9 protein-coding genes and 1 riboswitch are annotated in these 15,184 nt (G+C 33.5%); of the genes, 8 read left to right on the top strand and 1 reads right to left on the bottom strand.

Features of this window, described 5'->3' with window-relative positions; translation table 11 throughout:
- Position 1 precedes the first annotated feature (1 nt).
- Together ABDW27_RS14635 and ABDW27_RS14640 are read left to right on the top strand one after the other, a co-directional pair.
- Positions 2-2,689, top strand: a complete 2,688-nt coding sequence (locus ABDW27_RS14635) for a carboxypeptidase-like regulatory domain-containing protein (RefSeq protein ID WP_343696579.1) — start codon at positions 2-4, stop codon at positions 2,687-2,689.
- Positions 2,690-2,780: 91 nt separating this feature from the next.
- Positions 2,781-5,018 (top strand): hypothetical protein, encoded by a 2,238-nt coding sequence (locus ABDW27_RS14640; RefSeq protein ID WP_343696580.1) that lies wholly within the window; start codon positions 2,781-2,783, stop codon positions 5,016-5,018.
- A gap of 112 nt (positions 5,019-5,130) precedes the next feature.
- Here ABDW27_RS14640 and metK read toward each other — a convergent pair whose 3' ends face one another.
- Positions 5,131-6,381 (bottom strand): methionine adenosyltransferase, encoded by a 1,251-nt coding sequence (gene metK, locus ABDW27_RS14645; protein WP_073412928.1) that lies wholly within the window; start codon positions 6,379-6,381, stop codon positions 5,131-5,133.
- A gap of 532 nt (positions 6,382-6,913) precedes the next feature.
- Here metK and ABDW27_RS14650 point away from each other — a divergent pair.
- The 6 genes from ABDW27_RS14650 (at position 6,914) to ABDW27_RS14675 (ending at position 15,183) form a co-directional block, all read left to right on the top strand.
- On the top strand, positions 6,914-9,760 hold the full coding sequence (locus tag ABDW27_RS14650; protein ID WP_343696581.1) for a TonB-dependent receptor: 2,847 nt from the start codon (positions 6,914-6,916) through the stop codon (positions 9,758-9,760).
- A 440-nt stretch (positions 9,761-10,200) separates the two neighbouring features.
- The gene (locus tag ABDW27_RS14655; RefSeq protein WP_073412926.1) at positions 10,201-10,389 is read left to right on the top strand and encodes a hypothetical protein; all 189 of its coding nucleotides are present in this window, start codon (positions 10,201-10,203) and stop codon (positions 10,387-10,389) included.
- Positions 10,390-10,470: 81 nt separating this feature from the next.
- Positions 10,471-11,775, top strand: coding sequence for an O-acetylhomoserine aminocarboxypropyltransferase/cysteine synthase family protein (locus ABDW27_RS14660; RefSeq protein WP_343696582.1), 1,305 nt, complete (start codon positions 10,471-10,473; stop codon positions 11,773-11,775).
- Between the two features lie 211 nt (positions 11,776-11,986).
- Positions 11,987-13,075 carry an aspartate kinase gene (locus ABDW27_RS14665; protein WP_343696583.1) on the top strand — a complete coding sequence of 363 codons (1,089 nt, stop codon included), beginning with the start codon at positions 11,987-11,989 and terminating at the stop codon, positions 13,073-13,075.
- 543 nt (positions 13,076-13,618) lie between these two features.
- Positions 13,619-13,819, top strand: coding sequence for a hypothetical protein (locus ABDW27_RS14670; RefSeq protein WP_343696584.1), 201 nt, complete (start codon positions 13,619-13,621; stop codon positions 13,817-13,819).
- A gap of 189 nt (positions 13,820-14,008) precedes the next feature.
- A riboswitch (SAM riboswitch) is annotated at positions 14,009-14,117 on the top strand.
- Between the two features lie 76 nt (positions 14,118-14,193).
- Complete coding sequence (locus ABDW27_RS14675; RefSeq protein ID WP_343696585.1) at positions 14,194-15,183, top strand: alpha/beta fold hydrolase; 990 nt, start codon at positions 14,194-14,196, stop codon at positions 15,181-15,183.
- Position 15,184: the final 1 nt, after the last annotated feature.

Genomic DNA, 15,184 nt, shown 5'->3' on the forward strand with positions numbered 1-15,184 from the left:
AATGAATAAGATACTTTTTTTATTTGCCTTTTTAATTACTTCAATATCCTTTTCGCAGAGTATTCGTTTTGATGGATTTATTCAGGACGAACAAAAAAATCCGTTGGAAATGGCCAATATTATGGCTGTAAACAATGCCACGAAAGCCATGGATTCATACGGAATTACTAATGATAAAGGAAAATTTCAACTGACTTTAAAACCAAATGCTTCGTACACAGTAAAAGTAAGTTATCTGGGAATGAAGTCGAAAGAAATTGCCGTTTCGACCAAAACTGAAAATATTGCTCAAAATATAGTTTTAGACGGTGCAGGAATTGAATTAGAAGGAGTTGAAATCGTTCGTGAAATGCCGGTTTCTATAAAAGGTGATACGATAGTTTATAATGCCGATTCTTTTAAAACCGGAACAGAGCGAAAACTCGAAGATGTCCTGAAAAAACTTCCGGGCGTTGAGGTAAATGCCGATGGAGAAATCGAAGTTGAAGGAAAAAAAGTAAGCAAATTGATGGTTGAGGGAAAAGATTTTTTTGACGGAGATACCAAACTTGGCGTTAAAAATATTCCTGCCGATGCTATTGATAAAGTTCAGGTTTTAAGGAACTTTAATGAAGTAAGTCAATTAAAAGGTTTAGAAAACGATCAGGAAAATGTGGCGATGAATATTAAGCTGAAAGAAGGTAAAAAGAACTTTTGGTTTGGAGATGTAACTGCCGGGATTGGCGTTGCAGAACTCGACAGCCGATATATCATAAACCCAAAATTATTTTATTACAGCCCGGAATACAGCATTAATTTAATTACCAATTTTAATAATATTGGAGAATTGCCTCTTACGGCTCAGGATTATTTTAAATTTACAGGCGGATTTAAAAATTTAATGAAAAAAGGCGGAAGTGCTTTTAATGTTTCGTCGAATGATTTAGGAATTTCGGTTTTAAGAAATAATCGCGCCAAGGAAATCGAAACCAAATTTGGTGCAACCAATTTTTCTTATTCGCCAACAAAATCTTGGACTTTAAGCGGTTTTGGAATTCTTTCTTCTTCAAAAACAGATTTAGAAACCAAATCTCAAACTACAATTTTAGACTCTGGAGATCAGCAGAAAAGAGATGAATTAACGCATCAAAAAAACAATTTAGGATTGTTTAAACTAAGTTCAACTTATAAACCTAATGCTAAACTTCAGTTTGATTATGACGTTTTAACGAAAATATCAAAACAAGATGAGGATACTGATTTGCTTCGTGAATCTGTAGTAAATAATGTTTCGGCAGTCGAAACTATTTTAACAGGGAAAAAACAGGATCCAACTTCGATCAATCAAAATTTGAATTTGTATTACACACAAAGTGAAAAAAATATTTTTGCTTTTGAAATGCAGCACTTATATCAGGACGAAAATCCGTTTTATAATGCAAACCTTAAGTCGCAGCCGTTTGATTTTTCGGGTTACATTTCAGGTCAGAATCGCAATGATTTAAATCAAAACCGATTTGTAAAAACTAATAAACTTGATGCGAAGCTGGATTACTATTATATGATTACGCCAAAAAGCAACTTCAATGTTACTTTAGGAAATACGTATTCGTATCAGAACTTCAATTCTCATATTTTTCAGATGCTAGATAATGGAAACAGAAATGATCTAAATACAGCTGAAAATAACAATGACGTAGATTATAGGTTTAATGATGCTTTTGTGGGATTTCATTATAAAATTCTAACCGGAAAATTTACTTTCACGCCGGGAGTAAGTCTGCATACGTATCAAATGACAAACGGACAGTTAGGAACAGATTATTCTCAAAACTTCACTAAAATATTACCCGATTTCTTTGCCTTGTATCAAATCAAAAAATCAGAAACGCTGACGTATAATTTCTCTTTAACGAATGATTTTACAGATATTAATCAATTAGCAGAGGGTTACGTTTTATCTGATTACAGCAGTTTATTTCGAGGAAATCGTGCCTTAGAAAATGCAACTTCGCAAGTGCATTCGCTTCGTTATTTTAAGTATAACATGTTCAATTTTGAGAACATTTTTGCAAATGCAACTTACACGAGAAAAGTGGATGCGATTAAAACAGAAGCTAATTTTGACGGAATTAATCAGTCTTCGGTTCCATATAATTCAAATTTAGCTGATGAAACTTTTTCCGGAATGGGAGCTTACGGACGTTCATTTTTAAAGAATTACAAAGCTTCTGCAAATGCAAGTTTAAACTGGTCAAAATTCAATAATATTCAAAATAACCAGTTAGCAACGACAGAAAGTTTTGTGCAGAGTTATACCGTGAGAGCGTCGACTAATTATAAAAATCTGCCTAATATTGAGTTTGGTTACAATCTTTTAGTCAATAAATACAGCGGTTCAACTTTTTATACAGACAAACCTTTCGCCCGATTAGATTATTATTTTCTGGATAGTTTTTCATTTGTGTCTGAGTATGAATTTTATCATTATTATAATGGAGATAAAACCGTTGACAACGAATATGATTTCCTAAGTGCAAGTTTAATTTATCAAAAGAAAAACAGTAAATGGGAGTATAAAGTATCTGCAACTAATTTGTTAAACACCAGATATCTCAATGACGACAATTTCTCACAATTTTCTACACGAGTTTCTCAATACACAGTACAGCCGCGTTACATCATCTTTTCGATGAAATATAACTTATAATCAGAATTTACTGAAATTTAAAGATTAAGCTGTTATTTTAAATAAGAATGAAATATCTTTACGCTGATATTAACAGCCAAATTTTTATAATATGCGCAATTTTATTTGGAGTTTATTACTATTTACTTCGGGAATTTTTATGTCTTATTCTCAAACAAAAGGCATCGAAAAAGGAACTTATCTATCTACAAACAAAGGACAGAAAATCAAATTAAATTTATTAGATGATAATAAATATGAATTGGTTTTCTACACGGGAGGTTACGAAATTAAAGGAGATTCCTTAAATTTCATTAATACAACAAAATCAGAAAACAGATTTGATCTTTCTTTTGCAACAGATAAAAAAGCAAAAAAGATTAAAATTAAATTTTTAGATCCGTCTTATTATTCTTTTTATATAGGAACACAAAAAGGTTCAGAAACAGTTCAATATCAAAAACTTTCGGATATTAAAGCAAAATCAGATCCAGATTGGGAAAAAACAGATTTGGAATTTGAAATCGAAAAAACAGACTTTTTATATTTAGTTTACGAAGAATATAACGGAAAAAGCAATGTTTATAAATATGCTTTACCCAAAGATGCTTCTGAAGTGACAATCAATTATGAATTGGAAGTTTTAGGTGATTTGAAAATTGCCGGATTTTATGATAAGAAAACAAACGAGTTGAAAATTTCTGAAAAAGGAGGAAAAAACCCGTTAGTGTTTTTAAATGAAAAAGAAGTGCAACCTGTAAAGCCTTCTAAAGTTGTTCCTCTTCAAAGTGAAATCGTTTCAAACTGGACTTATCCGGGAAAAGAAGATTATGGAACTGGAGTTGCTGTTGATACAACGTTGTATCCACCTTTATCAACTAATACTGAAATGGCTTCGCCAGTTTATTCCAATTTTAATTTTAAATTAAAAATTGAAAACAATCTTAAAAAAGCACTTGAATCGACTAAAGGAAGCACAAATAAATATTTAGTTGTTTTGGCTGATAGTAAAAACAAATCGATAAAAGAAAGTTTTGATGCTTTTGTAAAAGATCAGGAAACACAAACAGGATACAATATGTACGACGCCTATAATCCTCAATACGACGTTTTCAATTATTATCTGGCTGGATCTGATGACAAAAAATGGCTCAAAAATAATAAGATAACAAATGATCCGAGTGTAGTTGTTTTAAATGGAAACGGCGATGTATTAGCAGTTGCAAAATCTGATTTATCAGACAAATCATATCAGTTTAGCTATTATGGCGATTTTTACAGAAAGCTGCAGCGTGCAGATGCTTTTCTTTCTATTGATAAAGTATTCAAAAATAAAAAAGCGGCAGACGCTGATTTAATACAGGCTTTTAATAAAGCAGCTTTATTAGAAACGTCATACGATTACGATTCAGATTATGACGTGACAGTAGATAATCCAACAGAATTTGTAGTAACAAAAGCTGCGAAGCTTGATAAAAAAGAAGTAGCTCAAACCTGGAAAAAACTGATTGAAGCGCACCAAAAAGATACAAAACCCAATATGTATCTGGTAGAAACAATTGTAAAAGAAATCAAGAATCAGGGATTTACAAAACAACTTTTTAATGAAGACAGAATTCTTAACGATACAGATTATTTAGCGATTGATTATTTGTTAAAACATTCTGATGCTATTGAGGCTGAACGTACAACATTCAATAATAAAGAAGGAGAAATTCATGTTTTAGGAAATGTAATTTCTGAAATATCATCGGCATTACAAGCTAATACTTATATTTCTCAAGAAGATGTTTCGGGAGAAAAAAACAAAGAGAAGAACATTTCAGTTTATAAAAAAATCATTTCTTTAGGCAAAGGCAACTTTGATTCGTACCGAAATTATTTTACATATTTAGCAGAAGGTGAAGATAAAGACACTTCAAATACCACTTTTTTAAGAGAATTTACGACTTACTTTGATTCAAATTTAAAAGCAGCGAGTCCGATAGAAAAATTAGATGTTATGTATTCTGATTTGAATACTTCTTCGGATTATTATAATGCATGGAGCTCATTTAAAGATTACCATTCAAATCTTTGTAACAATGCAGCATGGAATGTTGTGTTGAAACCTCAAAATTCAAGCTTTATAAAAGACGCTATTAAATGGTCTGAATACAGTTTAGCGGTAACAAAAAACAATCCGTATTATTTAGACACTTTGGCGCAGTTGTATTATAAAGACGGTCAAAAAGAAAAAGCAATCGCAACGCAGACTTTAGCTGTAAAATATACAAATGCTGATGTTGAAGAAGTAACAGCAGGCGAGATAAAAGAGACCTTATCAAAAATGCAAAACGGAACGTATTAATAGATTACGTTACAGAGCATAAATAAAAATCCGATTTCTAAATTTTAGAAATCGGATTTTTTATATTTAAGACTAAGATGTCTAACGATCTAAGTCAGTCTAAAAATCTGAATTATAATCCAAAAGCAGCTTTTACCTGATCAACAAAATCAAGTTTTTCCCATGTAAACAACTCAACAGTAACTGTTTTTTCGTTTCCGCCCGGAGCAGAGAAAGTTTTAGTAACCGTTTCTGGTTTACGTCCCATGTGTCCATAAGCAGCCGTTTCGCTGTAAATAGGGTTTCTTAATTTTAATCTTTGCTCGATAAAGTAAGGACGCATATCAAAGATAGACTCTACTTTTTTAGCGATTTCACCGTTAGTTAAATTTACTTTAGAAGTTCCGTAAGTTTCAATGAAAATTCCCATTGGCTCAGCAACTCCAATAGCGTAAGAAACCTGAACTAAGATTTCGTCAGCAACGCCAGCAGCAACTAAGTTTTTAGCGATATGACGAGTTGCATAAGCAGCACTTCTATCCACTTTACTTGGATCTTTTCCAGAGAATGCACCACCACCGTGAGCACCTTTTCCACCGTAAGTATCAACGATAATTTTTCTTCCTGTTAAACCAGTATCTCCGTGAGGTCCTCCAATAACGAATTTTCCTGTTGGGTTAATATGGTAGTTGATTTTATCGTTGAATAAATGTGCGTGTTTAGGGTTTTTAGCGATAATTCTTGGAATCAAAATTTCAACAATATCTTTTTTGATTTTAGCAAGCATTGCCGCTTCTTCATCAAAATCATCATGCTGAGTTGAAATAACAATCGCATCAATACGAGTTGGTTTGTTATCGTCGCTGTATTCTAAAGTAACCTGAGATTTAGCATCCGGACGTAAATACGTGATTTCTTTGTTTTCACGTCTTAAAATAGCTAACTCTTGTAATAATTTATGAGATAAATCTAATGCCAATGGCATGTAGTTTTCAGTTTCGTTTGTAGCGTAACCAAACATCATTCCCTGATCTCCAGCACCTTGCTCTTCTGGCTTAGCTCTGTCAACACCTTGGTTAATGTCTGCAGACTGCTCGTGAATTGCTGAAAGAATTCCACAAGAATTCGCTTCAAACATATATTCACTTTTAGTATATCCAATTTTACGGATTACCTCACGTGCAATTTGCTGTACATCAAGATAAGTATTCGATTTTACCTCACCTGCTAAAATAACCTGACCAGTAGTAACCAAAGTTTCACAAGCTACTTTTGAGTCAGCATCAAATGCCAGAAAGTTGTCAATTAATGCATCCGAAATTTGATCTGCAACTTTGTCTGGATGCCCTTCACTAACAGATTCTGACGTAAATAAATAAGCCATAATAATTTATTAAATTAACATTAAGCGAGGAAAAGTAATTGCTGAAAGTGCTAAAGGAGAATACCTGCTTTAGCATTTTTTACTACTGAAATCTTGGTTTCAGCATTCATAACGAATTATTTCATTATGAAGAGGTTGCAATCAGTTCAAATTTTTCCTCTGTATTCGCGTGCAAAGGTATAAAACCATTTTGATTTGCAAATTAAAGTTCAACTTTTTTTATTTTTTATAGCAGAAATTTAACAGTAATATACTAATTTGATAGGGTAATAGAAAATATTTTGGTTTTTGTTTGGTCAGTTAAAAAATACTTCGCAAATTTGCCTCGTTAAAATAACAGAACAAAATGAAATTTACAATTTGCAATATGATGTCTTGTAAGATGCCGGAGCTATCCGCAGAGACTCTATTGTAGTTTATTTTCAACAACATATATAGAACCTCTGCCAGAAGCAGAGGTTTTTTTGTTTCAAAAATAAACTTGTAAGAATTTTTTTTAAGCCAAAAACACTAATTAATCAGTAAAAAAGAAATGAAGAAAAATGTACTAATCGTTTTAGGTCTTTTGACATTTTCAGGCCTTTATGCTCAGGATAATAAAACGGAGCAGGATACTTTAAAAAATAATGAATTATCAGAAGTCACCGTAATTGGAACCAGAAATAAAAACAGAGTAAAAACAGATGTACCGGTTCCGGTTGATGTTTTTAATATTTCTGAAATAACAAAAGGAGCGCCGCAAACCAGTGTAACGCAGATTTTAAATTATGTTGCGCCATCTTTTACCAGTAACGCAACATCAACTGCCGATGCAACAGACCACGTTGACCCAGCACAATTAAGAGGTTTAGGCCCGGATCAGGTTTTAATTTTAGTAAACGGAAAGCGAAGACATACAAGTGCTTTAGTAAACATAAACGGATCGCCGGGAAGAGGATCTGTCGGTACAGATTTAAATGCGATTCCATCTTTCGCCATTGAAAGAATCGAAGTTTTAAGAGACGGAGCTGCAGCACAATACGGTTCTGATGCGATTGCCGGAGTAATCAATATTGTTCTAAAAAAGAATGCCAATTATCTTTCAGGAGGAATTCAATACGGAACTAATTTATCTTCGGGATCTAACAACTTTAAAGGCGGAGCAGACGGACAAACCGTTCAGGTCGATTTAAACTACGGAACTTCATTAGGGAAACCGGGAAGTTTTTTAAATGTTACTGGAACTGCTGTAACAAGACAAGCCACAAGTCGCGCAGGAATTAGAAGCAATGCCATTTTTAATGCTTACAATGCTGTAGAAAACAGAGCCGCGCAAAACGGAGTTCAGATCAATTCACTTTTTAGCAATATCAATACAACTCCAAATTCGGCACAAATTATAAGTACGATACAGCAATATGCGCCGCAGGTAAGTTATTTTACACCGGCACAGCAAAATGCAATTTCATCTGCAACAACAATTGCACAATTGCAGACAGCGCTAAATTTTGATGTAACTAATAATGAATTAGCTTATAGAAATCAGGAAAGAGCCGACTATAATATGAGTGTTGGTCAGTCAGAACTCGCTTCTGGACAAGCGTATTATAATGCAAAATATCCTTTAACAGAAACAACTTCATTATATTCATTTGGTGGAGTATCATATAGAGATGGAAAATCGTATGCTTTTAACAGATTGCCAAATGGTTCCGGAACTTTCACGCAAGTGTATGAAAACGGATTTTTACCAGAAATTGAATCTGGAATTTTAGATGCTTCTGCAGCACTTGGAGTAAATACACAATTATTTGGTTTTGATACTGATTTGAGTTCGAACCTTGGAACAAACTCTTTTAAATATGATGTAAACAATACTATCAATGCCACTTTGGGCGTAAATTCTCCAACAAGTTTTGATGCTGGAAAAGTTTCTTTTTTGCAAAGTACAACCAATTTAGATTTCAGCAGAAAATTTGATTTTCTTTCTGGTTTAAACGTTGCTTTTGGAGGCGAATTCAGATATGAAAATTACCAAATTAAACAAGGAGAAGAAGCTTCCTACGGATTATATGATGTAAACGGAGCTTTGGTTTCTGGAATTCTGCCAAGCAATTCACCTTTAATTGTGACTGATTTCTTCGGAAACAAACGCGGAGCAGGAGCCCAGGGATTCTCAGGATTTCAGCCTTCAGATGCTAAAGAAAGAGACAGACGAAGCGGCGCAGCTTATCTGGATTTAGAATTAAACGCGACAGAAAACTGGCTTGTAAATGGTGCGGCACGTTATGAAAACTATTCAGATTTTGGAAGCACAATTAATTTTAAATTAGCTTCTCTTTTAAAATTAAACGAAAATATCAACTGGAGAATTTCTGGACAAACAGGTTTTAGAGCGCCGTCTTTACAACAGAAATATTTCGAAAGCAGTTCAACACAGTTTATTAATGGTTCGCCATATCAGGTTGGCTATTTTACAAATGATTCTCAGGCAGCAAAAAGTATTGGTGTAGAAAATTTAAAACCAGAGAAATCAAAAAGCATCAGTACAGGATTTACATTTAAAATCCCAGAAGCCAATATTACAATTGCCACCGATGCTTATTTCACCAGAATCAACGACAGAATTGTTTTAACAGGTCAATATTCAAGACCAACAGACGCTCAGATTGCGGCAGCAACTTCTCCGCAGCAGGCAGAAGCTTTGACTTTGTTTCAACAGGCTTTTGATACAAAAGGTGTAGAAAGAGCTTCGTTCTGGACAAACGGAATCGACTCAGAAACGAAAGGAATTGATGTTGTAATTTCTCAAAAATATGATGTGATTCAGGATTTTGTTATCAGAAATGATTTTGCTTTAAGTTACAATGAGACAAAAAGAGTAGGAGATTTGCATATTCCGCAGTCTATTGTTAATGCAGGAGGCGATCCTTATATATATTCATTTTTTCCTGAGTCAAGCCGAGTGTATTTAGAAGAAGCAATTCCAAAATTGAAAGCGAACTTAACCACAACTTTCAGCATTAAAAAACTGGACATTTATTTAAGAAACAGTTATTTCGGAAAAGTAACAGATCCGGGTGCAACAGATGTTAATTTAGATGGATTTGCTTCGGTATACGAACATCCGGAATACAGTGCAAAACTGGTTACCGATTTATCTTTCGGATATCAAATCAATGAACATTTTAGAGCAACAGTTGGCTTTAATAATATAGGAGATGTTTATCCGGACAGAAATAATCCATCAACTCCGGCTTTCACAAATACAACTCCAACTTTATCTCCGGCACCAAGTACAGATTTGTCAAACGCAAATCAGTTTGCATACTCAAGAGCTGTATCGCAGTTTGGATTAAACGGAAGATTTGGTTTTGCACGTTTGAGCTTTAAATTCTAAAGAAAATATAGGCCACTCCCGATAGCTATCGGGATATGGGATTAAACGAATTAGCACTGATTTTTAAAATCAATGTAATCTTTTATCCCGATAGCTATCGGGAGTGGCAACCTTTCAGAATAATTTAGTCAGCTGAAAGGCTTGATTTTAGTGACTTACAAAAATTTATTGTTAAATATCAAAATTTTATTTGGCAGTTAAAAAAATACTTATTACATTTACTCTATCGAATTAGTCGAGTTTAAAAATGAATTAATTTTTAATTACAATGAAAACAATAGCAGGAAAAAATATGATGTGTTGTAGTGTGATGCAAATGTGCATCCAACCTTGCTGTTGCCAAAAGTGAAAGATACAATCTTTGTTATAGTTAAGCTATAAGCCCTTTTGGTCGCCATCCGAAAGGGCTTTTTTCATTTCAATACTTTAAATTAAAAATCATGAAAACATTAAATTCCATAGCAGTCGAATATTTATTGAGAAACGATTCTCAAAAAGACAATATTAAATCTGAAGAAATATCAAGAGAAATTAGAAGAATAAATGCAGAGCAGGATAGAAAAGTTCAAAAATCATTATTGTTTCAAATGTATGATCCTGAACTCGAACGAGAATTTTCTTTTGCTTAAATCCATTCATAATTTCAATTTCAAAAACCAATATCAATTACAATATATAAGTATTAACAATATTTAAAAAACTAAGAAATCATGAGCACACAAAAATTTGCAACCAACGCATTACACGCAGGGCACGATGTTACTAAAAATTCAGGAACAAGAGCAGTGCCAATTTACCAGACATCATCATATGTATTTAATAACGCCGATCATGCGGCCAATTTATTTGGTCTTGCCGAAGCCGGATTTATTTACACCCGATTAAATAACCCGACAAATGATGTTTTAGAACAACGTTTAGCTGCACTCGAAGGCGGAATTGGAGCTGTAGTGACAGCATCGGGTGCATCAGCAATTTCAACTGCTTTATTGACTTTATTGAGAGCGGGCGATCATATAGTAGCATCAAACAGTTTATACGGCGGAACTTATAACTTATTAAGTGTAACCTTACCGCGATTAGGAATTACAACCACTTTTGTCGATCCTTCAAATCCTGAAAACTTCACAAAAGCAGCAAAAGAAAATACCAGAGCATTCTTTGTAGAATCTTTAGGAAATCCAAAATTAGACGTATTAGATTTAAAAGGAATTTCGGCACAAGCCAAAGCATTCAAAGTGCCCTTTATAGTAGACAATACAGTTGCGACACCTTATTTATTAAACCCGATTAAATACGGTGCCGATATTGTAATTCACTCTTTAACAAAATATATAGCCGGAAACGGAACGTCATTAGGAGGCGCGATTATCGATGCCGGAAATTTTGACTGGGCCAACGGAAAATTCTCTGAATTTACAGAACCTTCTGCCGGATATCATGGATTAGTATATCATGAAGCATTAGGAAATGCAGCCTTTATTGCAAAAGCAAGAATCGAAGGGCTGCGTGATTTTGGAGCAGCATTAAGCCCATTTAATGCATTCCAGATTATTCAGGGATTAGAAACACTTCCTATCCGAATTAAAAAACACAGCGAAAATGCTTTGGCTCTGGCTGAATGGTTAGAGAAACAAGATGAGGTAGTCTGGGTAAATTACCCAGGTTTAAAATCAAATAAATATTATGATTTAGCAAAAGAATATCTTCCTGAAGGCCAAAGCGGAATTATCACTTTTGGATTAAAAGGAGGTTTTGATGCCGCTAAAAAAGTGGTAGACGAAACAAGATTGTTCTCACTTCTGGCTAATATTGGTGATACCAAATCGCTGATTATCCACCCGGCGAGCACGACGCATCAGCAATTGTCAGAAGAAGAACAATTAGCTACCGGAGTTACAAAAGATTTAGTCCGACTTTCTGTTGGAATTGAAGATGTTGAAGATTTAATTGCCGATTTACAATCGGTTTTTGAAAGCGTAACACAGTCGCAGTACAGTATCAATAAAAATTAGGTTTTTTTGTTTTTTGTTTGAAAAATTGCCTTTAGCAGCGTGAGTTCTGCTAGAGGTGATTTTTTATGAAAAAAGATTTTACCATATGTAGAGGCGCACCGCAGTGCGTCTACGTATTTAGCCCCAACTATCATTAAAATGCTTTGCATTAAATGAACTTACATTACTTATATGGTTTCAATAACACAGATATATTTTAAAAATTAAAATTATGTCAAAGCTTAAAATAAATATTATCCTATTTGGAATAGGAAATATAGGAAGTACATTAATCAATCAGATTATAGAAAGTCAGGAGTTTTTTCTGCAAAGCAAAAATGTCGATTTTCATTTTCCGATAATTACAAATTCTACAGTTGCCTTTTTTGAGAAAGAAGGAGTTGGATATTCCTGGGAAACCAATTTTAGAGAATTGGCCGTACCCTTTAGAGTTGAAGATATTATAGAGTTTGCAAAAGAAAATGAATTCGAAAATCTAATTGCTGTCGATGCAACTGCGAGTGAAGAATTGATCGGACATTATAATACATTAATCGAAAACGGATTTAATATTGTTGCTGTCAATAAAAAGGCTAATACTCTTCCAATTGATCTTTATAAACAATTAAGAGAAAATCTAAAGAAATACGACAAAGAGTTTTTTTATGAAACTTCCGTTGATACAGGAGTTCCGGTTTTGCAGACTTTAAGAGATTTGTATTATTCAGGAGAAAAAATAACGAAAATCAGAGGCGTATTCTCTGATAATCTAAGCTATGTTTTTAATCGTTTTTCTGCCGAAGAAAATACTTTTTCATCTATTTTGAAAGATGCCAGTCTTTTAGGATTAATGCGTTCTACATTTAAAGAAGATTTATCAGGGAATGATACAGCAAGAAAATTATTAATCCTGACAAGAGAAATAGGTAAAGAATTTGAATTCTCAGATATCAAAATCCATCCTCTCATTAGAGAAGAACATTTAGAAAAAAATGGAATTCTGAATAAAGATGCCATTGATAAATCGTTTAAAATTGCCAAAATAACCCAAAAAGACAATCATGTCTTACGATATATAGGAGAATTTGATGTTGAGAAAAATACTCTTGAAGTAAAATTAGTTTCAGAACCGGCAACATCTGCAATTGGCCAGCTAAAAGGTTCCGATTCAATTTTTGAAATTTATACACAATCGTATGCCAACACACCCATCGTAATTCAGAGTGCACCGCCATGCAAACAAGCCATTTCAAGAGGTTTGATAACAGACATTTTAAAAGTAGCCGAAAAAATTAAAAATAAAGAAGCTGTCTGGCTGTAAAAGTGGCTTTAATATTAGTAGTTCTTTGATAGATTGAAACTAAAGTTAGTTAATTTTTTGTAAGACAAAACTTTCTTTTGTTCAAATTGTAATTTTGTAAGATGTTTTTTAACGGTAAAAAGCTGTTTTTTAACGTTTTTTAAGAAAAATAAGGCTTTTGTAACTTGGAATATTCGAAAATAATTCGCACATTTGTAAGACAAGTAAAAACTGGTAAAAACACAGGATTATTTGTTAAAATAAATATACGCTTTTGAGATCCTAATCAAAATCTGAAAAGCTTTTTAAAGAAAAATAAATGCAAGATTTTTTTAAAATAACAGTCAAATCGCAAATGAATAAGTCCCTACAGATGAACAAGATGTTTAATGTCGCACGTATTTGTGTACGCGTCTGTTGATACTAAAAGTATATATAAGTTGTATAAAAACTTAGACCCTTTTGGTATTAAAAATCCAAAAGGGTTTTTTTATTCCTTTTGGCAGGATAACAAAGAATTAAAGAAAAAATAAAGATTACAATAACTAACTTAAACTTAATAATATGAGCGCAATTACTTACTTAAGAAAAAAACTTTCAACATACAGAAACATCAAAGCTGAAAGAAACAATCCGCCGCCGGCAAACGAATTAATCCACCCAAGTTTCGGTGTAACTGAAACAGATCAAAAAGCGGTAAAAAAAGCACCAAATTCATTATTGTTTTTGATGTATTCAAAAGAAAATGAAACCCTTTTCATCTAACTTGAAAAGCAGCCATAAAATAGGTTAAAACCTGCATGACTTTACTGGGCATAACGTTCGGTAATTTTGTGCGTACAAAAGTTTCTGATTGAATAATGTTTAAGAAATTGAAGAATCAGTTTCGATAAAATTTGTTAGTTTAAGAAATTAGTAGTTAATTTGCACCGTTAAGTTCAAAAACGTATTGAAATGTTATAAAGAAAGGAGGAGGGATTAGACCCGATGAATCCTTAGCAACCCTTCGTTAATTCGAAGAAGGTGCTGCATTCTACCACGCCCAAACGTGGAAAGATAACAACAAGAATTTTTTCTAGTTTCAAACTCTAGACTTTCTTTCTAATATTTCCACATACAAATCAAAAAGTAAAAAAGATTTGAAATTGGAAAATATACCAAGTCCTATTATAATTCAAGATTTCATCACCGAAAGTGGTGCATTGTATTCGTCGCTACCGTTAAGTTTTACACTTGCTGGTAAACCGCTGTATACTGCTCCAATCGTTTTGGTAAATCACGCCTTAACCGGAAACGCAAATGTTACCGGTGTGAATGGCTGGTGGAATGATTTAATAGGCGAAGCAAAAACTATCGATACTAATCAATATACCGTTCTGGCGTTTAATGTTCCCGGAAACGGAAACGATTCTTTCCTAATCGAAAATTATCAGGATTTTACAACCAGAGATATTGCCAAAATCTTCATCAAAGGCTTAAAAGCTTTAAGTATAGAAAAGGTATTTGCCATAATCGGCGGTTCTGTCGGTGGCGGCGTTGCCTGGGAAATCCTGGCTTTAGAACCCAACATTACAGAACATTTAATTCCGATTGCAACAGACTGGAAATCGACCGACTGGATGATTGCCAATTGTTTTCTGCAAGAGCAAATTCTGAATAATTCTTCAAAACCAATCGAAGATGCGAGAATCCATGCTATGTTGTGTTACCGCTCACCGGAATCATTTAAAGAGAAATTTCAGAGAACTATCAATCAGGATCTTTTGATTTTTAATATCGAAAGCTGGCTGGCACATCACGGAAAAAAATTACAGCAGCGCTATCAATTAGCATCTTATAAATTGATGAACCAGCTGCTTAAAACCATAGATATTACCAGAAATAGTGAGGATTTCGAAACGTTAATATCCAAATCAAATGCTGCGATTCATATCGTTGCAATCAATTCAGATTTGTTTTTTACACCAAAAGAAAATCTGGAAACTTACAATGAATTAAAGAAATTTAAAAACAATGTTTTTTACAGCGAAATTGATTCGATTCACGGACATGACGCTTTTTTAATCGAGTACAAACAATTAGATCATTTACTTGCCGGAATTTTTAAGGCAGAAACAATAGCAAAATAAA

The sequence above is a fragment of the Flavobacterium sp. genome, from assembly GCF_039595935.1.
Classification (GTDB): domain Bacteria; phylum Bacteroidota; class Bacteroidia; order Flavobacteriales; family Flavobacteriaceae; genus Flavobacterium.